The sequence below is a fragment of the Streptomyces sp. NPDC000983 genome (assembly GCF_040299205.1).
Taxonomy (GTDB): Bacteria; Actinomycetota; Actinomycetes; order Streptomycetales; family Streptomycetaceae; genus Streptomyces.
The window spans coordinates 286,307-308,715 of sequence record NZ_JBEPBM010000005.1; the positions used below are offsets into that span (position 1 = coordinate 286,307).

General features: G+C 68.4%; 20 protein-coding genes. 9 read left to right on the forward strand and 11 right to left on the reverse strand.

Annotation, left to right across the window (positions count from 1 at the left end; translation table 11 throughout):
* Window positions 1-49: 49 nt before the first annotated feature.
* From ABT296_RS08325 to ABT296_RS08345, 5 genes are all read left to right on the forward strand, one after another.
* Window positions 50-1,582, forward strand: coding sequence for an ATP-binding protein (locus ABT296_RS08325; RefSeq protein ID WP_351924572.1), 1,533 nt, complete (start codon window positions 50-52; stop codon window positions 1,580-1,582).
* Entirely contained in the window at window positions 1,575-2,549 is a 975-nt protein-coding gene (locus tag ABT296_RS08330) for a PD-(D/E)XK motif protein (protein ID WP_351924574.1), read from the forward strand. The genes ABT296_RS08325 and ABT296_RS08330 overlap by 8 nt, the downstream gene beginning before the upstream one ends.
* 22 nt (window positions 2,550-2,571) lie before the next feature.
* On the forward strand, window positions 2,572-5,526 hold the full coding sequence (locus ABT296_RS08335; RefSeq protein WP_351924576.1) for a Z1 domain-containing protein: 2,955 nt from the start codon (window positions 2,572-2,574) through the stop codon (window positions 5,524-5,526).
* 128 nt (window positions 5,527-5,654) lie between these two features.
* Window positions 5,655-6,647: a DNA cytosine methyltransferase gene (locus ABT296_RS08340; protein ID WP_351924578.1), complete on the forward strand. Its 993-nt coding sequence runs from the start codon at window positions 5,655-5,657 to the stop codon at window positions 6,645-6,647.
* 96 nt (window positions 6,648-6,743) lie between these two features.
* Window positions 6,744-7,985, forward strand: a complete 1,242-nt coding sequence (locus tag ABT296_RS08345) for a DNA cytosine methyltransferase (protein WP_351924580.1) — start codon at window positions 6,744-6,746, stop codon at window positions 7,983-7,985.
* Here the strand turns inward: ABT296_RS08345 and ABT296_RS08350 are convergent.
* From ABT296_RS08350 to ABT296_RS08365, 4 genes are all read right to left on the reverse strand, one after another.
* Window positions 7,974-8,900 (reverse strand): DUF6339 family protein, encoded by a 927-nt coding sequence (locus ABT296_RS08350; RefSeq protein ID WP_351924582.1) that lies wholly within the window; start codon window positions 8,898-8,900, stop codon window positions 7,974-7,976. The genes ABT296_RS08345 and ABT296_RS08350 overlap by 12 nt on opposite strands.
* Window positions 8,897-9,868 carry a hypothetical protein gene (locus ABT296_RS08355; protein ID WP_351924584.1) on the reverse strand — a complete coding sequence of 324 codons (972 nt, stop codon included), beginning with the start codon at window positions 9,866-9,868 and terminating at the stop codon, window positions 8,897-8,899. The genes ABT296_RS08350 and ABT296_RS08355 overlap by 4 nt, the downstream gene beginning before the upstream one ends.
* Window positions 9,865-11,892, reverse strand: a complete 2,028-nt coding sequence (locus ABT296_RS08360) for a helix-turn-helix domain-containing protein (RefSeq protein ID WP_351924662.1) — start codon at window positions 11,890-11,892, stop codon at window positions 9,865-9,867. Before ABT296_RS08360 ends, ABT296_RS08355 begins: the two co-directional genes overlap by 4 nt.
* Before the next feature lie 182 nt (window positions 11,893-12,074).
* Window positions 12,075-12,740, reverse strand: coding sequence for an ATP-binding protein (locus tag ABT296_RS08365; RefSeq protein WP_351924586.1), 666 nt, complete (start codon window positions 12,738-12,740; stop codon window positions 12,075-12,077).
* A 217-nt stretch (window positions 12,741-12,957) separates the two neighbouring features.
* On the opposite strand from ABT296_RS08365, the gene ABT296_RS08370 reads away from it, so the two are divergent.
* Together ABT296_RS08370 and ABT296_RS08375 are read left to right on the forward strand one after the other, a co-directional pair.
* Entirely contained in the window at window positions 12,958-13,806 is an 849-nt protein-coding gene (locus ABT296_RS08370) for a helix-turn-helix domain-containing protein (RefSeq protein ID WP_351924588.1), read from the forward strand.
* The gene (locus tag ABT296_RS08375) at window positions 13,803-14,036 is read left to right on the forward strand and encodes a DUF397 domain-containing protein (RefSeq protein ID WP_351924590.1); all 234 of its coding nucleotides are present in this window, start codon (window positions 13,803-13,805) and stop codon (window positions 14,034-14,036) included. Before ABT296_RS08370 ends, ABT296_RS08375 begins: the two co-directional genes overlap by 4 nt.
* A gap of 120 nt (window positions 14,037-14,156) precedes the next feature.
* Here the strand turns inward: ABT296_RS08375 and ABT296_RS08380 are convergent, their stop codons facing one another.
* Complete coding sequence (locus ABT296_RS08380; protein WP_351924592.1) at window positions 14,157-14,654, reverse strand: peptidylprolyl isomerase; 498 nt, start codon at window positions 14,652-14,654, stop codon at window positions 14,157-14,159.
* Between the two features lie 236 nt (window positions 14,655-14,890).
* Between ABT296_RS08380 and ABT296_RS08385 the strand changes: the two genes are divergently transcribed.
* Window positions 14,891-15,196, forward strand: a complete 306-nt coding sequence (locus tag ABT296_RS08385) for a hypothetical protein (RefSeq protein ID WP_351924594.1) — start codon at window positions 14,891-14,893, stop codon at window positions 15,194-15,196.
* Window positions 15,197-15,314: 118 nt separating this feature from the next.
* Here ABT296_RS08385 and ABT296_RS08390 read toward each other — a convergent pair whose 3' ends face one another.
* Window positions 15,315-15,788 (reverse strand): carboxymuconolactone decarboxylase family protein, encoded by a 474-nt coding sequence (locus ABT296_RS08390; RefSeq protein WP_351924596.1) that lies wholly within the window; start codon window positions 15,786-15,788, stop codon window positions 15,315-15,317.
* 120 nt (window positions 15,789-15,908) lie between these two features.
* A complete protein-coding gene (locus tag ABT296_RS08395) occupies window positions 15,909-17,396 on the reverse strand; it encodes a DUF445 domain-containing protein (protein ID WP_502977204.1) in 1,488 nt (495 codons plus the stop codon).
* A 189-nt stretch (window positions 17,397-17,585) separates the two neighbouring features.
* On the opposite strand from ABT296_RS08395, the gene ABT296_RS08400 reads away from it, so the two are divergent.
* Window positions 17,586-18,923: a GDSL-type esterase/lipase family protein gene (locus ABT296_RS08400; protein WP_351924601.1), complete on the forward strand. Its 1,338-nt coding sequence runs from the start codon at window positions 17,586-17,588 to the stop codon at window positions 18,921-18,923.
* A gap of 93 nt (window positions 18,924-19,016) precedes the next feature.
* Here ABT296_RS08400 and ABT296_RS08405 read toward each other — a convergent pair whose 3' ends face one another.
* From ABT296_RS08405 to ABT296_RS08420, 4 genes are all read right to left on the reverse strand, one after another.
* Entirely contained in the window at window positions 19,017-19,730 is a 714-nt protein-coding gene (locus ABT296_RS08405; RefSeq protein ID WP_351924603.1) for a DUF1707 SHOCT-like domain-containing protein, read from the reverse strand.
* A 32-nt stretch (window positions 19,731-19,762) separates the two neighbouring features.
* Window positions 19,763-20,662: an ABC transporter ATP-binding protein gene (locus ABT296_RS08410; protein WP_351924664.1), complete on the reverse strand. Its 900-nt coding sequence runs from the start codon at window positions 20,660-20,662 to the stop codon at window positions 19,763-19,765.
* Window positions 20,663-20,760: 98 nt separating this feature from the next.
* Window positions 20,761-21,582 (reverse strand): ABC transporter permease, encoded by an 822-nt coding sequence (locus tag ABT296_RS08415; RefSeq protein ID WP_351924605.1) that lies wholly within the window; start codon window positions 21,580-21,582, stop codon window positions 20,761-20,763.
* The gene (locus ABT296_RS08420; protein ID WP_351924666.1) at window positions 21,575-22,375 is read right to left on the reverse strand and encodes an ABC transporter permease; all 801 of its coding nucleotides are present in this window, start codon (window positions 22,373-22,375) and stop codon (window positions 21,575-21,577) included. The genes ABT296_RS08415 and ABT296_RS08420 overlap by 8 nt, the downstream gene beginning before the upstream one ends.
* Between the last annotated feature and the right edge of the window lie 34 nt (window positions 22,376-22,409).

Sequence of the window (22,409 nt, forward strand, 5' to 3'; positions counted from 1 at the left end):
TAGGGTCACCATTGATCGCACTTAATCAGCTGCACCTCGAGGCGAGTAGATGACCACCGACTGGCAATTCGAAGTTCCCACTGCCGGCAGCAAGCACCTTCCCCCCGACGCGCGCTACATGGAGGCCCTGAGCAGCCAGGGCTACGGCTTCGAGGTAGCCATCGCCGACCTCGTCGACAACTCCATCGACGCCGGAGCGAAGGACGTGGTGATCCACTTCCTCCGGGACGGCGATCAACTCGTCAGCCTCCTCGTGGTCGACGACGGCAAGGGCATGACGGACGAGGAACTGGACATCGCGATGACCGTCGGTGGTCGGCGCGACTACGCCGAGAACGCACTCGGTATGTTCGGCACGGGTCTGAAGTCCGCCTCCCTCAGTCATGCCTCCTCAGTGACCGTCGTCAGCACCACCAAGCGCACGCGTGCCACGGGGCGCCGCTGGCTGATGGAGCGAGCCGTCGCCGGATTCGAATGCGACATCGTGGACCCGTCGTACGCCCAGACGCTCGTCGACCGGTACGCGGAGCGCCCCATCGTCTGGCAGGGCACCGTCATCCGTTGGGACGGCGTCAAGGACTTCCCGAAGCACGGCGGGGGTGGCCAGACCGACCGCTACCTGCAACGCACCATCAACAAGCTCGGCCTTCACCTGGGTCTGTACCTGCATCGGTTCCTGGCACGGCCCGACTTCAACATCACGATCGCCGTCGAGGACGTACGAACGGGCACCGTCTACCTGGACTTCGGCGTCGAGCCCCTGGACCCGTTCGGCTACCCGGTCAGTGGCCACCCCGAGTACCCGCGCCGATTCCTGGCGACGCTGCCCTCGGTGGGAGACGTGTCGCTCTCGGCACATGTGTGGACGCCGAAGTCGAACCTCGACGAGTACAAGGCCGTCGGTCCCGTCACCGAACGTCAGGGCTTCTACTTCTACCGGCACAACCGCCTGGTCCAGGCGGGAGGGTGGAACAACTTCCGGCAGCCCGAACAGCACCTCTCCCTGGCGCGCGTCGCCATCGATCTGCCCGGCACGACCGGCGACGTATTCCGGCTCACCGTGAAGAAGGCAGGTGTCGATGCCTCGCCCGAGTTCTCGGCCGCCCTGGAGAGTGCCGCCGACTCCGGCGGGCGCACCTTCCTCGACTACCTGACCGAGGCGGACGGCGTCTATCGCGACGCGCGAAAGCGGGCAGGCACCACACGCAAGGCCGTGATCCCCCCGGGCAAGGGATTCGACCCCACCGTGCGCGAGACGATCGCCGACGAACTCCCCACGATTCCGCACGAGGAGCCGATCTCCGTCCGCTGGCAGAAACTGGACAACAGCCTCTTCTTCGACATCGATCGAGGCATCCGCACCATCACCCTCAACCAGCACTACCGGACGGCCATCCTGGGAGGTCGCCGCGGCGGTCTCAACGACGCCCCGCTGCTGAAGTCCCTGCTCTACATCCTCCTGAACCAGGTCTTCGAGAAGGAGTACAGCGGCAGCCGAGAGAAGGACAACCTCCTGTTGTGGCAGTCGATCCTGGTCTCTGCCGCCCGGGCCGAACTCGACAAGGTGGCGGACGATGACTGAAGGCCCCCATGTCGCGTGGACCGAGGTCGAGTACTTCCTCGGCAAGGGACAGGCCACGACCTTCCCCCTCTCACCACGCTCGGTCCGTCCTGAGGTCTCGTACGTCGTCGGCCACGGAGGCCGGGACATAGCACTGCATGTGGAACTGGACCGACGCCACCGGCCGCCCCGCTCCTCGTTGCCCACGATCCGCATCGAACAGATCGCGGATCGGACGGGCAAGCGACTGGCACGCATCAGCACCACCCAAGTCACGCTGATGCGCGACTTCCACGACTTGTTGACCGCGGTCGCCGACCGCATCGTGACGCACGGCCGCACCCTTGACCAGGCATTCGAGGAAACCGTACGCGCTTGGAACGCGCTGCTGAGTCGCCCCCGCGGCCTGAGTGCGCAGAAACGTCTCGGCCTGTTGGGGGAACTGGCGACAATGCGCTGCGTCGCCGGCGAGCACGGTTGGGAGACGGCCGTCGAGTCATGGACCGGTCCGGACGGCGAGGAGCACGACTTCGGTCTGCCGGACTACGACCTGGAGGTGAAGACGACGGCGGCGGAACGGCGGCGGCACACCGTACACGGCATCGGTCAGCTCGACTCCGCCCCCGGACGTCCGCTGTGGTTCGTCTCCGTTCAGCTCACCCGGGGCGGCGCCAACGGACGAACCCTGTCCGAGTGCGTCCGAGCCGTACGCGCGGCCGTGGCGGAGCAAGCACCCGCTTCGCTGAACCGTCTGGACCGGCAACTGGCGGCATCGGGTTGGACGGAGGACATCCCCGACGACGAACGCTGGACACCTCGGTCGGAGCCGACGGTACTCGACGCTCCGTCGTTGCCTCGCCTGGACACCTCGTCGTTCTCGGACTCGGCACGGGATCGCGTCACCGACGTCCAGTACACGATCGACGTCACCGGCCTCGACCCGACCCTCGAACCCCCCTCCGTACTGGCTGACTTCCGCCTCCCCTAAGAAGCCTCGAGGAACGCTCTCCATGAACAACGACGACATCGTGCGCATCACGCTCCACAGATCGGCCCTCGGAGGAATGCAGGCCAACCGTCCCAAGAACCTTCAGCGCGCGCTCGCCTACCAGGCGGAGGACGAGGGACCCGAGGCTGAGTCCCTGGCCGACGAGGCGGACTTCCAGCGCGCGCTCGACGCCTCGCACTCCACGGACCAACTGGTGGTGCTGTGGCGCAAGCAGCTGACCCAGTGGGACTACGCGGAAGGGCCCGTCTGGTCACACACGGAGCCGCGCACCGAGGAACGTCGAAGCGAGGTGTTCGAGCTACTGGGGCTGCGGGAGGAGACCCGCCGGCTGCTGACCTCCTTGGTACCGGTGCCGCACGAGGCCGGTGACGTGGTCATCAGCAATGATTTCGAGCCCTGGTACACACCTCAGTCGCAGCAGGGGCGCAGTTGGTACTGGCCCGCCTACCGGCGCCTGCTGGAGGACAAGGGGTGGCCCGAGACCGCGGTCGCCGCGCTGGACACCGCCTCGGACCATGTCGTCGAGCGGCTGGCGAATCCGACCGACGAGGCCGCCTACCAGTCCAAGGGACTGGTCGTCGGATACGTGCAGTCCGGAAAGACCGCCAACTTCACCGGTGTCATCGCCAAGGCGGTGGACGCCGGCTATCGCCTGGTCATCGTGCTCGGCGGCACGCTCAACCTCCTTCGTGCCCAGACGCAGCGCCGCCTGGACATGGAACTGGTGGGGCGCGAGAACATCCTGCGCGGAGCGGCCCAGTACGAGTCCGACTACGCGGACGACCCCGCCTGGTCTCAGGGCAAGTTCCTCTCCCACAAGGGGCTTCCCTCGACTCTCGGCGCCTTCGACATCGTCCGTATGACGACCAGGGACAACGACTACAAGAGCCTCCTCCAGGGGATCGTCGCTCTCGAGTTCGAGAAGCGGGAGCCCGCGCTCCCGCTCCACCACCCGCAGAACCTGCACCGTTCCTCGGCACGCCTGATGGTCGTCAAGAAGAACAAGACGGTCCTCACCAAGCTGGTCCAGGACCTCAACAAGATCAAGACACCGCTCTCCGAGATCCCGGTGCTCATCATCGACGACGAGTCCGACGAGGCTTCGGTGAACACGGCCAACCTGAGCAAGCCCGACTCCGAGCGCACGGCCATCAACCAGAAGATCTCGGAACTCCTGCACATGCTGCCGCGGGCCCAGTACGTCGGGTACACCGCCACGCCCTTCGCGAACGTCTTCGTCGACCCCAGCGACACGGAGGACATCTTCCCGAAGGACTTCATCGTGTCGCTGCCACGCCCTGACGGATACATGGGGGTGCAGGACTTCCACGACCTGGACTCCGTGATCCCCTACGAGGAGCGGACGTTCGCCAACTCGAACGAGAAGGCGCACGTACGCGACGTCGTCCTCACGGACGAGGAGGACGACACCGCCCTGCAGCAGGCCATGGACATGTTCGTGCTCTCCGCCGCGATGAAGCTCTATCGCGAGGAGAACGGCCTGGGCCACCGGTACTTCCAGCACCACACGATGCTCATCCACGAATCCGTCCGCACCTTGGCGCACCGCGAGCTGCTGGGTCAGGTCACGAAGCTGTGGTGGGACGCCGGTTACACGGGAGCGGCCGGCCACGAAAGGCTGCGGAAGCTGTTCGAGTCCGACCTCCTGCCGGTCTCCCGCGAGCGTGCCGACGGACACGCCGTCCCCGAGACGTACGACGACCTCGCACGGCACATCGGAGCCGCCGCGATGCGGATCGGCGGGGACGACCAGCCGATCATCGTCGTCAACGGTGACAAAGACATCGAGACGGGCGAGGCGGACTTCGACAAGCGGTCCATCTGGAAGATCCTCATCGGCGGCCAGAAGCTCGCCCGCGGCTTCACCGTCGAGGGACTCACCGTCACCTACTACCGGCGCCGCACGAACAACGCCTCGACGCTGATGCAGATGGGCCGCTGGTTCGGCTTCCGCAGGGGCTACCGGGACCTGGTACGCCTGTACCTCGGTCGCCAGGAGACCATGGGTGCCAAGGAGGTCGACCTCTACGAGGCGTTCGAGGCGATCTGTCGTGACGAGGAGACCTTCCGCCGCGAACTCCAACAGTACGCGAAGCTCGTCGACGGCAGACCGCAGGTGACGCCCGCCCAGGTGCCGCCACTCGTCTCCCAGCACCTGTCGTGGCTGCCGCCAACCAGCCGCAACAAGATGTTCAACGCGCGACTCGTCAACAAGAGGTCGCCGGGGCAGTGGGAGGAACCCACTGCCTACCCCGAGAACGCTCCCGCGCTCCGCCACAACACCGGTCTGTGGTTGCCCGTGCTCGAATCCCTGTCGTCGACACCGACCGATTTCTCGTACGCGCACTCCGACGCGACCCATCGGTTCGCCGCGCTGACCGGCCGACTCACCGCGGACGACTTCCTCACCCTGGTCCGCTCGCTGAAGTGGGGGGTGCCGTCACAGTTCGAACCTCATCTCGCCTATCTCGAAGAGATCTGCGGATCGTCTCGGCCGGCGGTCGACGACTGGATCGTGCTCGCCCCTCAGCACGCGACAGGGAACAAGAAGCTCACGATCGGCACATCGAGTCGCCCCCTCTCGTGGTTCGCGCGTGACAGGCGGCGGGGTCCGCTGTTCGGCGCCATTCGGGATCCCAAGCACACGGCCACCGCGTACCGCATCGCGGGCGCGCTCCCGGCGAGCGGCGATGCCGCGACGGAACGGTACGTCGCGGAGCGGCGAGGGGCCGTGGTGCTCTATCCGATCGTCGAACGACGACACCGGGAGGAGATGGCGGGTTCCGGCGCGATCGATCCGGGCAAGCTGGTGATGGCGTTCTCCTTCGTGGCGCCGGCCTCCGCCCACGGCCGTGACGGCAAGGCCGTGCTCTTCACCACGATCGACTCCTCCCCAGACGCGATCATCACCAGGACGGGGCCCGATCCCTCCTGACCTGAATCAATCGTCCTGCGGGGTGCGCCGCCCCCGGTTGCGCCCCGCAGGACCTCGCGAACCCGCTCGTCGCCCTACCCTGAGAACTGCGCGGTCGGTCGTGCGCAGGGGGCGGGGGACACAGACGTATGCAGGAACACCGATTCACCGTGATCGACCTCTGCGCGGGAGTGGGGGGCCAGGCTCTGGGTCTCGAGGAAGCCGGCTTCGAGGTGACGGCGGCGATCGACATCGACGCCGACAGCTGCGGCACGATCTCCGGCAACCGGCCCCACTGGTACACCGTCCAAGCCGACCTGAAGCGCCTGGAGCCACTGGATCACGCGCCACTGGACCACGCCGACGTGCTGAGCTGCGGTCTGCCCCGTTCCCCCTACACGATCGCGGGCAAGCAACTCGCCACGGTGGACAAACGGGACACCTTGCAGGCGGTCCTCGACATGGCATCCTTCGTGCGCCCGCGCGTGCTCCTCATCGAGAACATCCCGACCTTCGTCCGGGCCGACAAGTTCGAGGCCGAGCGGCAGAAGGTGCGGGAGGCGGTGGAGGACCTCGGCTACCGGATGACCTCGGGCGTGCTCACGGCAACGGACTTCGGAGTTCCACAGCATCGAGCGCACGGCTTCATGATCGCCATGCATCCGGAGGATCTGGCCTGCTTCGTATGGCCCGACCCGACCGCGACACGATGCCCGACCCTCGGGGAGACCTTGCTGGAGTCCATGGCCTCCCGAGGGTGGCCAGAGGCAGCGGAGTGGGCCGAACGCGCCTGCGAGCCCGCACCGCTGATCATGGGCGGCGCCACCGGGCGCGGAGGCGCCGACCTTGGCGCCAGTCGAGCGAAGTCCATCTGGGCCCGGTGGGGCGTCTACGGCGGAAGCATCGCCGACACCGCACCTGGACCGGACTTCCGGCTGAATCACGAGATCGAGCCCCGCTTCGGTCTCCCGCGCCTCACGGTCGACCAGGTGGCTCTGCTCCAGGGCTTCGCTCCGGACTGGAAGATCGCCGGCCGGAAGACCTCCGCCTACCGACAGATCAGTCAGACGACGCCACCACCGGTCGCGGCCGCTCTGGGGCACCGGATCGCCGAGGCACTGCGCAGGTCGCCGCGCAGATGATCGGGGAACAGTCGCCGCGACGGACGCTGATCGCCCCACCCCCGGCGCCGCGGGAGTGCCCTCCGCCTTCTGCTTGATCGCCTAAACTCTCATCCCATGGCCAGCCTCCCGTCCGACCCCGCAGCCGGTGCCGTTCCGGCCGAATCGTCGATCACCGTGGTCGATCTGTTCTCCGGGGCCGGCGGATTCTCGGCGGGATTTCGCGCCTACGAGCCCGACGGCCCTGGTTCCTCGCCGTTCCGATCCATCGCCGCGGTCGAGTTCGACGAGGCGGCGGCAGCCACGTACGCGGCAAATTTCGGTGGCTCGCACGTCGCCAATGTGGACATCGCGCTGTGGGATGCGAAGCCGTACGCGGGCAAGGTCGACGTGATCATGGGCGGGCCGCCGTGCCAGGGCTTCTCCGGACTCCACCGGAACAACCCCGAGAAGCCGAAGGCCGACGATCCACGTAACCGCCTGTGGGTGGAGTACGTGCGAGTGGTCAAGGACATACAGCCCAAGATCTTCGTTCTGGAGAACGTGGACCGCTTCTTGACCTCCCAGGAGTTCGCCGGCCTGAAGGGGGCCACCGCGGAGGGCGGTCCGCTGGCCAACTACACCCTTCGTTGGAAGGTATTGAACTCCGCGGACTACGGCGTCCCTCAGGCGCGAAGGCGAGCCATCGTCATCGCGACCCGCAATGACATCGGGGAACCGCTGGAGCATCCACGGCCTTCGCACTCCCGTGACGGCGGCCCCGCCCAACCCGGCCTCGACGAGCCGGAAGGTTCGTCCTGCGAGCTCCTGCCCTGGGTCCCGGTCGGCCCTGAGGTCTTCGCCCTCACGCCGAAGGACGCACCGCAGCTCGATCTCCCGGACAGTACCGACAAACCGCTGGGCGTCGTGCTGCCCGGTCCGTTCAAGACCACCGAACTTCACATCGGGCGCAGTCCCACGGCTCTGTCGAGAGCGCGCTACAGGGCCATTCCCCCGGGTGGAAACCGTCACGACCTGAGAAACAAGTGGGAAGTGATCGAGGGGGTCGACACCTATCTGTCGACCCCGAGCTGGGACCGGCACAACAGCGGTTCCGGGGACGTCATGGGACGCATGCACTTCGATCGCCCGTCCGTGACGATCCGCACCGAGTTCTACAAGCCCGAGAAGGGGCGCTATCTCCATCCGAGGAGCAACCGGCCGATCACTCACTACGAAGCCGCGTTGATCCAAGGCTTTCCAGCCGATTTTCAGTGGTACGGAAGCAAAATCCAGATTGCTCGACAGATCGGCAACGCGGTTCCGGTCGGCCTGGGCCGTTCGTTGGCCCAGGCCATCCACAAGCGCCTAAGAAGGTGAGTACGGCTTGTCGAGGCTGACGCCCCGACTCGGCACGGCCGGTATCGGCTGCTCCTTCTCCCGCCCTCGAATCGGAGCCTCGGTGAAGAGTTCCGCGAAACGACGGACCAGGGCGTCCACCGATTCGGATGGAATCCGGCCGTCGTCAGGACCGGTGGGCAGGTTGTCCAGGGGCACCGGGCCCGCGTTCTCGGCCTCGTCCGTCCAGTACCGTCGTGCCCCGGCGTCCGGACCCTCGTCGGGTGCGAGCACGTCGTACAGGAGAGTGCTCGCCGCGGTGTTGATCGCCGTGGCCAGTCCGTTCACCTCACGACCCGTGCTGACAACGCCCTTCTCCAGCAGTCGCACCACGGCTCGAGCCGTCGGCCGGTGGTCGATGACCTCCAGGCGAAGGATGGTGTTCAGGACGTCCTGGTTGCCGCAGGCGACTCGGACGGGCTCGTAGTCGTCTCCGTCCCTGAACATCTCGGCGGCCCACCACAGACGGGCGAAGGTCTGTTTGTAGTGCACACCGACGAAGCGGTCGGCCGTCGCCCGCTCGCCCTCCTTGGTGTGCCCCTTGTGTCGCCAGAGAACGTAGTCAGGGGCCACGACCAGGGCGAGAAAGTTCCAGAGCCCGGAATCCGCCGCTTCTCGCCGCGTCATCCTGAGGCTCGCGTGCAGCCTCGGAGCCAGCCAGGCATCGGCCGCCGCACGATCGTCCCGGTGCCGGCGCGCCGCCGCGTCGATCAGTTGCCGCACGGGGAGTACGTTCCAGCGCGCCGCGGTTGGCTCGATCGACCGGCTCGCTCTTACGAGAGCCACTCGTGGTGGGAGTTCGCTCCCCGAGAGAACCCCGTGGGTGAGGTGCTTGGAAGCGGCGATGTCCGACAGCCGGGCCATCTGCTCGGGGAGGTCCATGGAAGCACGGTTCACAGCTGGTCGCCCTCCATTGCCCGGCTCATCGCCCGCAGCCCGTTGCCGATGTTTCTGGGAGCCTTCGCCCGCTTGGCGGCCGCGTACTGGATGCGGGGCTGCAACTCCTGCCAGCCACCTTCCTTGCGGCGAAGGTGGATCTCCACGAGGGCGTCGCTCGCCGACAGTTCGGGCAGGACGTCGGCCAGCATGGAGCGCAGCACTCCGTCCTTCCACCCGGCGGGCCACTGCGGCGACCCGTCGTCGTCCCATTCCAGGTCGCCGACGGCGGCGTGGAACATGGCCGTCCATGCCTCGGTGGCGATCTGAGCCGCCAGCATGCCGCGCACGCCCTTCTCGACGGCACTGCCGCCACCGCTCAGGAACTCGGTGAGCCCTTCGAATCCGGTGTTCAGATGGACGGTGGGCATGTCACCACTCGTCTCCACGACCCACGGAGCGTCCTGGAACTGCTGCAGCCATTCGAGGGGTCCGGACCGGAAGTCCACCTCGTGGACGTTCAGTTCCTGCTTGCGGGTGGGGGCACGCTCGTTGAGTTCGACGGACCACGCCTCGTCCGCGGTGCCGATCACTCTGCCTGCTTCTCCGTCGACCGTGGCAACCACGACGACCGTGAGCGCGGCCCGCGTGTGGTGGGCGTCCCGGGCGAACACGAGGCTGCCGCCCCACCCGCCTCGGTCCGTGGGAGCCAGCCTCTCCACGGTCCGAGCATTTGTCGCGGACTCCGTCAGCACCGCGAGACAGGCGACGTCCGTCCAGGTGCCCCCCGCGAGTTCCCGCTCCGGCAGCGTCGCCCGGATGTCGAGGCGGGCCTCGTCCCATACGGACCGCTCGGCCTCGTGCAGGGCCACCACTCTCTGGTCTCGCGAGATCATCGTCAGCGGAAGGGCACGGCCGTCGAGTCGGGCGGACGTGACCTCGAGGGCGACGTCTCCGGCCAGGGTGCTGTAGGGAAAGACGATGTTCACGCCGTGCCTCCCTTCGTCTTCTGCAGATCCACGATCAGTCGGGCCATACGTCCTGTCACGGGGTGACCGGTCACGTCCGTCACACCGCTGAAGGAGGCGCTGCCGGCTCCGGGCTCGAAGTACAGCGTGCCGTCCTCGACTCGGCAGTTCTCGCCCGCGATGAGTTCGGCCCAGGCGACGACGGGCCTGCCTCCCGAGCGCACGTCGAACTTGGCCACCGGTGTCAGCGACCAGGGATCCGCCCTCCTCGGCAACTTCACCTCGACCCTCACGTTCCACGCGCCGCGTGCGTCGACCTCCCCCTCCACATGACGCACGACGGGATGCCTCTCCGGCCGACGTGCGGCGCCGGGGGCGTCGATCCGCAGCAGCTCCCTGAGCACCGCGGGCCCACCCGTGTTCCGCACCTCTCGACGACCGACGAGCGTCCGGACCGCGGTGGTCATTTCTTTGCGGAAGTCCTCGATGCGCTGACGGGCGCCACGGGCGTACGTGGTGACGAGATCCTCGGTCCTGGTCCAGTCGTTGTGCTCCGGGGGCTCGGCGGCTCGCAGGAATCGCTCCGCCAGTTCGGCGTCCCGACCGCCCGATCCCGTCGCCCTGCCGGCGAGGAGGACCGCCTGAAAGGCATCCGTGCTCAGGGGCAGGTCGGTCACACGACGCGTCATGACGGTCATGCGGTTCCCTCGCATGCAGACAAGGCGATTCGGCTCCCGGTCGTTGTCGTCCGCCGCTGTCACCAGCAGAACCGCTCTGTGCTCCGTATTCGTGGCGCCGCGGCCCTCGCCCTTCTCCGGTGGCACGCGGAGCGACACGTGTGCCATGGCGACCTGCGTGGTGTCCGTCCGCTGCTCGACCGCCTCACCGTTGAGAAAGGCTCTGAGCGCGCGTGTACGAGCGGGTTGATGGTCGGCGGGATCGACCCGCTGCTCGGGGATGACGACCCGTCCGTTGCGCAGTGTGGTGACCGACGCCTCCAGTACGGGGCTGCTGTCCCGTCCGGAGGTCATCGCGGCCCAGAAGTTGTCCGCGAGCGCTTTGACCAGCTTCTCGTGCATCTCCTGAAGGCTCTGTGCGTCGCCCGCGGCGTCATGCGCACCGACGATCAGGAAGGACGTGCCGGGATCACGGTTCTCACGTTTCAGGCGGAGGGATTGGACCGTCTCCTCGTCGGCCCACCATGATCGAGCCGTGCCTTCGCGTCCCGGCTGCGTCTCCGTCTCCCCGAACGCGGCAAGGCCTGCGCAGGCGCCCTCCGGTCCTTCGTGCCAGGGCAGTTCGAGACGACCGTAGAGACGACGCTCGGTACGCCCCTGGTACGGGGTGGAAAGGGTGCTGTTGACCAGGACGAGGCCGAGGCGACTCGTGGCCCAGAGCGTGATCTTTCCCAGGCCGTACGAGCCGCCCGCCGTTCCGGTTCCCTTGTGGCTGTTGAGTTGGTCGCGCAGGACAGCGGCGAATTTGCTGTCGTCCCCGTGGTCGGCGCCGGTCAGCCCCGTGCAGTTGTAGTCGTCCACCCGCAGGAGCAGCAGCGAGTCGGACTCGCGCATCTCGCGCAGCCCTTCGGCGATGACCCTGCCCACTTTGTGTCGCTGACTGGCGGCAGCCTCGAAGTGGGGCTCGATTGCTTCCCATTGGAGTGCGTCCAGAAAGGCTCTGCGGTGCTCGCCCGAGAGTTCGTCGAGCGTGTACCGAACGCGCACGGGCCGATTAGGGTCGTTCTGCTCGTCAAGGCTGTTCTGCGTGGCCTCGCGGGCGAGCACGGCGACATCGGCGTCGAAGGCGAAGGCGGCCGCGTTCCCGAACTCCCGCCCGCCGTCCGCATGCGCGGGCCGATGATGCCACTTCAGGGACGACGCTCCGGCGACTCCCGCGGCACGACGCAGAGCGGCCTCCTCCTCCAGGCCGAGCACGACCGCCACCGCCCTCTTCCTGTCCTCGCGCGGCTCGGCCCGCCCCGTGATCCAGGCGGACACGGCCGCCGGAGTGACCTCGAGGGCGTCCGCAAGCGCCGTCTGCGTCATCTGCCTTATTTGGAGCTGTCGCTCCAACCAGACGCCGAAGTCCTCTCTTCGATCGACCACGGTTTCCGCCCCCTTGATCAATTGATCAATCAACCCCAGAGAGCGATCATACTCAAAGACATTTGAAGGCGGTCGGGATCAACAAAAACGATTGCCGAGCCACTTGAAAGGCGAAGACCGCCTCACTCGGTGGTCTTCTCCGGCCAGCCAAGCACTGTCGCACCACCCGCTTCCGCCTCGAAGTGAGTCTGTGCGCGATCCAACACGTCGTCCACGTCGTGGCCGTGTGCTCGGAGCCAGTGGAGAAGGTCGGCAATGGCCTTCACCACTGCGCCTTCTTCCACACGTGAGTCGAGTCGGTTCGATCGTGTCCGAGGCGGGTGATTCGCCTCCGCATGGGCTCGGAGCAGCATGTCGGCACGCGACACCCCAGGTGTGTCCACATGGCCGGTCGACGCGGAGAGCCCGGTCGCCAGCTCGCACCAGGTGATCTTCCGGTCGGGGCGCAGCAGGACACCCCAGCGGTCGGCGACCGCGTTCACCAGTGCCATCCCTCTGCCGCACTCCGCCTCGGGTGCCGCGTCGAGGAGGGTAGGCAGCGCACGTGTGTCGGGGTCGTGCACCTCGATGCGGAGGTACGTACCGCTCATCGAGACCGCCAGGGTGGCCGGTGTGCCGTGACCGGTGTGGGTGATGACGTTGGTGACGAGCTCGGTCATGCACAACTGGGCCGCGTCGAGGGTGCCGTGCAGTCCCCAGATGCCCAGGTGCAGTCGTAGGACACGGCGCAGTGCGGCCACTTCGTGAGGTTCGGCGGCGAAGGCCAACTCCCAGGGCCTTCGCGACATGCACGCTTGATGAGTCACAAGACTCCTCTCGTCGCAGCGACTCCGGACAGCAACTACGCGGCATAGCGCGCTCCCACGATGAGGTGCCGCGCATACCCAGAGTGACGAATGCGCATCCCGTCTTGCAATGTGCAGGTCGGGATTCCCACTTATGAGTGATTGGTTTCAACCACCCTCGGCGCAAGACTGAACGTCCGCTATGTGAAAGAGGGTTGGGATGGCCGAGTCACCGACGGCCCGTCGCCGGCGTCTGTCGATCGAGCTCAAGAAGCTCCGCGAGGGGAGTTCACTGACGTGCGCCCAGGTCGGTGAGGCTCTGGACTGGAGTGGCTCGAAGGTGAACCGGATGGAGACGGGCAGTGGTCGGGTCCAGTCCTCGGACATCGACGCGCTGTGCCGCTTCTACGACACCAGCGACGAGTTGCGCGAGTTCCTCAAGTCGCTGGCCCGCCAGGCCAAGGTGCGCGGCTGGTGGCAGGTGCACGGCACCGGTGTCCCGGAGTGGTTCAACGTCTACGTCGGTCTGGAACAGGACGCCACCACGCTCCGCCAGTACCAGTGCGAGGTGATTCCCGGCCTGTTGCAGACGGAGTCCTACGCCGGCGAACTCCACACGGCCGGCGCCCACATGCGCACGGAGGACATCGCCCGCGCGGTGCACGTGCGCATGGAGCGTCAGACGATCCTCGCCCGACCCGACGCCCCGGACGCCTGGTTCATCGTGGGCGAGGGCGCACTGCGCCATGTCATCGGTGACCGCGCGGTCATGCGGGATCAGTTGGAACGCGTCCTTCGATGCGCCGAGTTGCCCCGGGTGACCTTGCAGGTTCTGCCCTTCGACTCGGGCACCTACCCGGTCACCGGCTCGTTCACCATGCTGGGCTTCCCCGCCCCGGAGGACCCGGACATCGTGTACCGGGACGGCATCACCGACGCCGTGTACTTGGAGGGCGAGCATCATGTCCGTGAGTACACCCGGGCGTTCGACGGGCTTCGGGCAGCGGCCCTCAGCCCTCAGCGCTCCCCCCGGTTGATCGAATCGATCTTGGAGGAATACTCAAGGTGAGCAGTGCAGCGTCCGGCGAACGCAACGCCCCCGAGTGGTTCAGCTCGTCGTACAGCAATGGCGCCGGGGGTGAGTGTGTCGAGTGTGCGGTGAGCGACGACCACGTACTCGTGCGCGACTCCAAGGCAGCGAGCGGTCCGGTGCTCACTTCGCGCCGCGGGCCCTGGCAAATCTTCATAGGAGGGGTCGTGCGGGGACCCTTCCGGAAATCAGTGGGGCAGGGTCACTGAGGGCGCTCGACCGGCGTCCGTCCCGTGCCGCCCACGCCCCGGTCCGGCCCGGCCCGGCCGGGAGCGAAGAAGGCCGGGGTGCTGGTGCGCACCCCGGCCGTCGACGTCACATACCGCTCGTCAGAGCTGACCCGACGCCGCGATGGTGATCTTCGCGGAGGTCCGGCCGCTGTCGGAGCCGAGTGCCTCGATCTTCTTCACGAGCTTCATGCTGTCCTCGTCGGCGACCTCGCCGAAGACCACGTGCTTGTTGTCCAGCCAGCCCGTCACGATCGTCGTGATGAAGAACTGCGAGCCGTTGGTGTTCGGGCCCGCGTTGGCCATGGAGAGCAGGCCCGGGCGGTCGTGCTTGAGCTTGAAGTTCTCGTCGGCGAACTTCTCGCCGTAGATGCTCTTGCCGCCCGTGCCGTTGCCGGCGGTGAAGTCGCCGCCCTGGAGCATGAAGGCGGGGATGACACGGTGGAAGGAGGACCCGGCGTAGCCGAAGCCCTTCTCGCCCGTGGCGAGGGCGCGGAAGTTCTCCGCCGTCTTCGGGACCACGTCCTCGAAGAGGTTGAAGTTGATGCGCCCGGCGGGCTCGTCGTTGATGGTGATGTCGAAGTAGACCTTGGTAGTCATACCCCCATCCTGCACCCTCCGGCACGGTGCCACCGTCACAGGGCCTCGTGTACGGGGTCCGCGGCGGCTTCGCAGCCGCCTCGGCGCGGAGCTTCGAACACGCCTTCGCACCCGCCGCGCCCGCCGCGCCCGCCTTCAGGGGTCCTCGACCGGGCGTCGAGCGCGCCGACTAGCCTCGTGCCCGACAGTCGCACCCCGCGCGCCCCTCGGCGCGCGACGGCAGGAGGCAGGCAGACATGGCGAGGATTCCCAGCGCGGTGATCGCGGCCGGCGGGCTGGTCGGCGGGTACGGCGTGGCCCGGTGGACGAAGAAGCGGCCGCTCGGCGGAGCGGTGCTCGCCGCCGCCGGGGCGGCCGCGGCGCAGCAGTGGCGGCAGCGGGCCGGCGGTCCGGCCGCGGGCGCGCTGACCGCGGCGTACGTCGCCGCCTTCGCCGGGTCCCACCCGCTGGCCAAGAAGGTCGGCGCCTGGCCGGCCGTCGTCGGCGTGGCCGGCGCCGTCGCCCTCGCGTCCTGGGCCGTCGCCGACCGCAACGCCGGCTGAGGCCGAGCGCAGAGCGGGCTGACGGCGACCACCACGCGGGCTGAGGCCGACCGGGGGGACCTCACCCCCGGCGGCCCCAGCCCCCAGGTCCCGGGCGCCAGGCCCCGGCCCCGCAAACTCAGCCGAACATGCCCACCACGTAATCCCCCGCCGGCTGCCGAAGCAACACGTTGACCCGGTTGTACGTGTTCATCACCGCGATGATCCCCACCAGCGCCCCCAGCTGCTCCTCGTCGTAGTGCTTGGCCGCGTTCTCCCAGACCTCGTCCGGGACCCCGCCCGCCGCGTCCGCGATCCGGGTGGCCTGCTCGGTCAGTTCCAGCGCGGCGCGCTCCGCCTCCGTGAAGACCGTGGCCTCGCGCCAGACCGCCACCAGATGCAGACGCTGGGCGCTCTCCCCGGCCGCCGCGGCGTCCTTGGTGTGCATGTCGGTGCAGTAGCCGCAGCCGTTGATCTGGCTGGCGCGGATCTTCACCAGTTCCAGCGTCGCGGGCGGCAGCGTCGAGTCGCCCAGCACCTTGGCGGCCGCGTTGACGTGCCGGAAGAACGTGCTCAGGACCGGGTTCTCGAAGAGGTTCATACGGGCTTCCATGGCGGACTCCTCTGCGTCAAAGCCGTCGGGCGTGCGTGCCCACGCCCCTATGACGAGAGGGCCCCGCCCCCTGTGACACCCGCCGACGTGACCCGCGTCACCCCCGCGCCCGCCCCTGCGCTACGCCCCCAGCGCCCGCGAGACCGTATAGATCACCAGCCCCGCCAGCGACCCCACCACCGTGCCGTTGATCCGGATGAACTGCAGGTCGCGGCCGATATGGGCCTCGATCTTCTTCGTGGTGTGCTCGGCGTCCCAGCCCGCCACGGTGTCCGTGATCAGGGAGGTGATCTCCTTGCGGTACGTCGTCACGACGTACACCGCCGCACCCTCCACCCAGCTGTCGACCTTGCCCTGGAGCCTTGCGTCGACGGCCATCCGGGCGCCCAGCGACAGCAGCGAGGCCCGGACCCGCAGCCGCAGTTCGCTGCGCTCGTCCTCCGCCGCCGACACGATCATCGACCGTACGGCCGTCCACGCGGACGCGATCAGGTCCTGGACCTCGCCCCGCCCGAGCACCTCGCCCTTGAGCCGCTCCACGCGCGCCCGGGTCTCGGTGTCGGACTGCAGGTCGGAGGCGAAGTCGCCGAGGAAGCGGTCGAGGGCGCCGCGGGCCGGGTGCGAGGGCATGTCGCGCATCTCGGTGACGAAGCGCAGCAGCTCCTTGTAGACGCGCTCACCGACCCGCTTGTCGACGAAGCGGGGCGTCCAGCCCGGCGCCCCGCCCTGCACGGCGACCATGACCTGCTCGTCGTGGAGGACGAGCCAGTCGTGGGCGCGGGCGACGACGAGGTCGACGACGCGCTTGTGGCCGCCGTCCGCGACCACCTTCTCCAGCATCTTGCCGATGCCGGGCGCGATCTCCTGCGCGTCCGCCCGCCGGGTGATCGCCTCGCCGACCACGGCCTGCACGTCGGAGTCCCGCAGCACGGTCAGCGCGCCCCGCAGCGCCGCCGACAGCTCCGCCGTCACCCGGTCGGCGTGCTCCGGCTCGGCCAGCCACGCGCCGAGCCTGCTGCCGATCCCGACGGACCGCAGCCGCTGCCGTACGACGTCCTCGGAGAGGAAGTTCTCGCCGACGAACTCGCCCAGCGAGACACCGAGCTGGTCCTTCTTGGTGGGGATGATCGCGGTGTGCGGGATCGGGATGCCGAGGGGGTGCCGGAACAGGGCGGTGACGGCGAACCAGTCGGCCAGCGCGCCGACCATGCCGGCCTCCGCGGCCGCGGCGACGTAGCCCGCCCAGGCACCGGCGCCCTCGTTCGACGCCCATTTGGCCAGGACGTACACCACGGCGACGAAGAGCAGCAGGCCGGTCGCGGTGAGCTTCATCCGGCGTACGCCGCGCTGCTTCTCCTCGTCGGCCTCGCTGAACGTCGTCATCGCACGGACGGCCGACGCCGGGACGCCGGCCCGATTGGCCGAGGTGCCGCGCCGGGCATGCTCCCCCACACCCGACGACTCCGAGTCCGAGTCCGACTCCGAGAGACCCGACTCCACGCCCGACGACGCCGACTCAGGGCCCGGCACACCCGACGGCCCCGAAGATCCCGTTTCGCCTGAATTCGATCGTTCCATCCGCTCCACCCGTTCACGATCCCCGTACACATTGTCCCTTCCTGACCGACTCCTGGAACGAAACGAGAGTTCCCGACGTCTGAACCGGGAGGGGGAGCACACTGGGGAACTCCACGGCCCAATGGGGGGTCCGTTCACGTCCCCCTGTCCTCATGACGCATCATGAGGTGATCACATCGGAGCCTCGGGGCTCCCATCGCCCGAGGAGACACGCACCGCATGACCAGGCGTCACGGTTATGCCCTGCTTTCCGCCATCGTCGCCCTGATCCTGGGCATGTCCGCCGCGATCTACATGGGAGTCGCCGCGGACGACGGCAGCGGCGGCCCGTCCGCGGTGCGCGAGGGCAACACCCCGCGCAACCAGGCGGCACCGGTGTCCACCGGCACCTGGGTCGGCGCCTGGTCGGCCTCGCCGGCCGGGGCGGAGCCGGGCACCGAGACGGAGGGCCTCGCGGGCCGCTCGGTCCGCAACGTCGTGCACACCTGGGTCGGCGGTACGAGTGCCCGGATCACGCTGTCCAACCTCTACGGCCAGGCCCCGCTGACCATCACGCACGCCTCGCTGGCCGTCGCCGCCGGGGACGGCACCGCGGCCGCGGTGACCCGCACCATGCGTCGGCTCACCTTCAACGGCGGCAACACCACCGTGGTCGTCCCGCCGGGCGGGCAGGCCATGAGCGACGCCGTCCGCATCACCGTCCCGGCCGACGCGGACGTCCTGGTCACCACGTACTCCCCGACCCCGTCCGGACCGGTCACCTACCACCCGCACGCCCGCCAGATCTCCTACCTCGCCCGCGGCGACCGCACCGAGGACGTGACGGGCACGGCGTACACCGAGCAGGTGGCCTACTGGCGCTACCTCACCGCGCTGGACGTGCTCAGCAAGGACTCCGACGGCACGGTGGTCGCCCTCGGCGACTCCCTCACCGACGGGATCTCCTCCACCGAGGGCGCCAACCTCCGCTGGACGGACGTCCTTTCGCAACGGCTGCGCACGGCCGTGGAGTCCGGGCAGGACCTGCCCCGCTACAGCGTCGTCAACCAGGGCATCAGCGGCAACCGCGTCCTGGACGGCGGGCTCGGCCGCCCGGCGGACAACCCCAGCGGCCTCGACCGCTTCCGGCGCGACGTCCTCAGCCGCACCAACGTCAAGGTCGTCGTCATCGACCTGGGCGTCAACGACATCCTGCGCAACCCCGAACTCGCCGACCCCGAGCGCATCCTCGACGGCCTGCGCACCCTCGTCGACCAGGCCCACGCACGCGGGCTGAAGGTGATCGGCGCGACACTGATGCCGTTCCAGGGCCACCGCGGCTACACCGCGGAGCGCGAGGCGGTACGCCAGCGGATCAACGCCGAGATCAGGGACGGCAAGGTCTTCGACGCGGTCGCCGACTTCGACAAGGCGCTGCGCGACCCCTACAACCCCCGCAGGTTCCGCGCCGAGTACGACTCCGGGGACCACCTCCACCCCAGCGACCTCGGCTACGAGCAGATGGCGAACTCCATCGACCTGAAGACCCTCAAGGGCGCGGCCCCCGCGGAACTCTGACCCCGGCGGCGCGCCCGACGCAGCCGGACCTGCCCCCGCCGAGCCGTGAGCCCGGCGGCGACGGACCGTACGCCCGTCGCCGCCCGCGAACCCTCAGTCCTCCGACCGCCGCCCATGCCCCAGCCCGTGCCCGTCCAGGGCCCGGCGGGCCGCCTTGCGGTCCAGCTTCTCCTGGCGGCGCTCCTCGCGCAGCCGCTGCCGCTCCGCGCGGGTGGCCTTGCGCTGCACCCCCACCCCGCCCCAGAACGCGAAGCCGGTGATGATCACCCGGGGCGCGCCGGGCTCCCCCGGAACACCTTCCTCGCGCTGGTCGAACCCGCCCATGATCCCGATACCGCGGACCACGACCTCGACACCGGGCGGCACGATCACATCGATACCGCCCATGATCGCCACACAGTTGATGACGACCTCGCGGTCGACGAAGTTCGCCTCCCGCAGGTCGAGTTGCCCACCGCCCCAGAACACGAAGCCGGTGAACCGGTGCGGCACCGTCCACTGCCCCTTGCGTTCGAACCCGGACATGACGGCCACGCCCCACTGCGAGGACTCCTCGCCACCCGTGATGCGCCCCGCCCAACTCCCGTCCGGCTCCGGCCTCTTGACCAGGTCCACCGGTGAACCCACGGGCAGGTCACGGGTGATCGGGGTCAACTCCCCGTAGGTGCGCGCCTTGTACGTCGCGTCCAGCCGCTCCTCGAACTCCTCCATGTCGAGCCGGCCCTCGGCCACGGCTTCCCGCAGGATCTCGGCAACTCGCTCACGGTCGGCGTCGGAGGCCCGGAGGTCGGGGAGTTCGTCCGTCATGCAATCAGCCTACGAGTTCTCCCCGTCCGGCACTACGCGATGGCCCGGTCGGCATACATACGCGCGATCACCGTCTCGATGTCCGGCTCCCGCACCGACAGGTCCACCAGCGGATAGCGCTCCGCGATCCGCGCCACCAGCCCCGCCGCCGGCTCCCCCGCCGGGAACGCCAGCCACTGCCGCGGCCCCTCCACCCTCACCACCCTGGCCCCCGGGCCCGGATCGACCGGCGGCAGCTCCCGCTCCAGATCCACCACCAGGATCCGCTCACTGCCCCCCGACTCGTGCAGCCCCGCCAGAGCGCCGTCGTACACCATCCGCCCGTGGTCGATGACCATCACCCGGGAACACAACTGCTCGATGTCCTGCAGATCGTGCGTCGTCAGCAGCACCGTCGTACCGCGCTCGGCGTTCAACTCCCGCAGGAACTCCCGCACCTTCGCCTTCGAGATGACGTCCAGACCGATCGTCGGCTCGTCCAGGTAGAGGACCTCCGGATCGTGCAGCAGCGCCGCCGCGATGTCCCCGCGCATCCGCTGCCCCAGCGACAACTGCCGGACCGGAACCTCCAACAGGTCACCCAGCTCCAGCAGTTCCACGCACCGGTCGAGATTCTCCCGGTAACGCGTCTGCGGAATCCGGTACATGCGGTGCATCAGCCGGTAGGAGTCGATCAGCGGCAGATCCCACCACAGCGTGGTCCGCTGCCCGAACACCACCCCGATCCGGTGCGCCAGCCGCGTCCGCTCCCGCGTCGGATCGATCCCCGCGACCCGCAACCGCCCACCGCTGGGCGTCAGGATCCCCGTCAGCATCTTGATCGTCGTCGACTTGCCCGCACCGTTCGGACCGATGTACCCGACCATCTCACCGCGCGCCACCGTGAACGAGATGGAGTCGACCGCCCTCACCTGGCGCCGCTCCCGCTTCATGAACCCGGTCCTGCGGCGCACGTCGAAGACCTTCTCGACCCCGTCCACCTCGATGAACACGCACCCTCGACCCTCCGCGCCCCGGTCCCGCTCCACCCTCAACTCCCCGTACTCCGATAGGCCCGCAACCCCGACCGCCACGCCAGCCCCGCCAGCAGACAGAACCCGCCCGCCACCACCGGCGACATGAACGCCGCCCAATCCGGCAGCCCCAGCGGATACGGCCGCCCCAGCACATACGCGGCGGGCACCCAGTTCACGAACGCCAGCGGCAGCACGAACGTCACCCCGCGCACCAGCCCCGTCCCGAACACCGTCGGCGGATACTGCAACAGCGTGTTGCCGCCGTACGTGAACGCGTTCTGCACCTCCGCCGCGTCCTGCGCCGCGAACTGGAACGCCGCCCCCGCCACGAACACCGCACCGAAGATCAACCCACCGCACACCACCATCACCGGCACCAGCAGCACCTTCGCCAAGGACCACTCGACATCCACGGCCCACAGCGCCCACCCCAGCACCAGCAGCCCCTGCGTGATCCGGCCCAGCCGCCGCAACGCGAACTGGTCCGCGCCGACCTGCGCCAGCACAGGAACCGGACGCACCAGCAGCACGTCGAAGGAACCGTCCCGGATCCGGCCGCCCAGCACATCCATCGAACCGAGCAGCAGATCCGCCAGCCCGAACGACGTCGCCGCCAGCCCGTACAGCAGCGCCACCTCCGCCAGCGTCCACCCGCCCAACGCGTCGACCTGCGAGAACATCAACAGGATCGCCACGAAGTCCAGCCCCGTGATCAACAGGTTGCCGACCACCGTCAGCGCGAACGACGTCCGGTACGCCGTCGTCGAACGGATCCACATCCCCGCGATCAGCCCGTACGCCCGCACCCCCTCGGCGAGCCGCGACACCTCAGCCACCCTGCACCACCACCCGCCGCGTCGCCGCCCCCTGCAACAACCGCCCCGCCGCCAGCAGCACCACCGCCCAACCCGCCTGGAACGCGAACGCGTAACCGACGGACACCTCCCCCATCAGCACATCCGCCGGCATCTGCAACTGTGCCGCCCACGGCAACGCCCCCACGACGTCCCCGAACGGCTCCGGGAACGCGTTCAACGGCAGCACCATGCCCGAGCAGAAGATCCCCAGGATCATCAGCGTCTGGTTCGCACCCCGGTCGTCCATCAGCCAGAACATGCTCAACGCGACCAGATAGCGGATCCCGAAACTCACGGCCATCGCCAGCACCACCGCCACCAGAAACGCCGCCCACGTCACCGCCTCCGAGGGCAACGCCATCGGGAAGAACACCGCACCGAACGCGAACGGCACCACCCCCCGGCCCAGGAGCTGGAACAACGAACGGCCCAAGTCCTGCGAAAACCACCACAGTTGAAGATCAACCGGCCGGTACAGATCGACCGCGATCTCCCCCGTGCGGATCCGCCCCATCAACTCCTTCTCCACGCCGCCGCCCTGGATCGCCAGCGTCGAGTACAGCGCCTGACCCAGCCACGCATAGGTGACCGCCTGCGTCTGGTCGTACCCCCCGAGGTGTGGTCTCTCGTCCCACAGGGCGAGATACGTGTACACCAGGATCACCCCGAAGACCGTGTTGGTGAACACCCCGGCGGCCGTGGCCACCCGATACGTCGCGTACCGTCTGAATCCCCCCGCCGCGACGGCCGCGTACAACCGTCCGGAACCCAAAACCCCACCCCTCCCCGGCCCGACGCACACCAAA

Excerpts from the sequence above, each read along its gene's own strand:
- ABT296_RS08390 (WP_351924596.1), bottom strand. The coding sequence starts at position 15,788 with ATGGAAGCCCGTATGAACCTCTTCGAGAACCCGGTCCTGAGCACGTTC.
- ABT296_RS08410 (WP_351924664.1), bottom strand. The coding sequence starts at position 20,662 with ATGAAGCGGGAGCGGCGCCAGGTGAGGGCGGTCGACTCCATCTCGTTC.
- ABT296_RS08340 (WP_351924578.1), top strand. The coding sequence starts at position 5,655 with ATGCAGGAACACCGATTCACCGTGATCGACCTCTGCGCGGGAGTGGGG.
- ABT296_RS08360 (WP_351924662.1), bottom strand. The coding sequence starts at position 11,892 with ATGACGCAGACGGCGCTTGCGGACGCCCTCGAGGTCACTCCGGCGGCC.
- ABT296_RS08405 (WP_351924603.1), bottom strand. The coding sequence starts at position 19,730 with ATGACGGACGAACTCCCCGACCTCCGGGCCTCCGACGCCGACCGTGAG.
- ABT296_RS08325 (WP_351924572.1), top strand. The coding sequence starts at position 50 with ATGACCACCGACTGGCAATTCGAAGTTCCCACTGCCGGCAGCAAGCAC.
- ABT296_RS08385 (WP_351924594.1), top strand. The coding sequence starts at position 14,891 with ATGGCGAGGATTCCCAGCGCGGTGATCGCGGCCGGCGGGCTGGTCGGC.
- ABT296_RS08380 (WP_351924592.1), bottom strand. The coding sequence starts at position 14,654 with ATGACTACCAAGGTCTACTTCGACATCACCATCAACGACGAGCCCGCC.
- ABT296_RS08330 (WP_351924574.1), top strand. The coding sequence starts at position 1,575 with ATGACTGAAGGCCCCCATGTCGCGTGGACCGAGGTCGAGTACTTCCTC.
- ABT296_RS08345 (WP_351924580.1), top strand. The coding sequence starts at position 6,744 with ATGGCCAGCCTCCCGTCCGACCCCGCAGCCGGTGCCGTTCCGGCCGAA.
- ABT296_RS08400 (WP_351924601.1), top strand. The coding sequence starts at position 17,586 with ATGACCAGGCGTCACGGTTATGCCCTGCTTTCCGCCATCGTCGCCCTG.
- ABT296_RS08370 (WP_351924588.1), top strand. The coding sequence starts at position 12,958 with ATGGCCGAGTCACCGACGGCCCGTCGCCGGCGTCTGTCGATCGAGCTC.
- ABT296_RS08335 (WP_351924576.1), top strand. The coding sequence starts at position 2,572 with ATGAACAACGACGACATCGTGCGCATCACGCTCCACAGATCGGCCCTC.
- ABT296_RS08365 (WP_351924586.1), bottom strand. The coding sequence starts at position 12,740 with ATGTCGCGAAGGCCCTGGGAGTTGGCCTTCGCCGCCGAACCTCACGAA.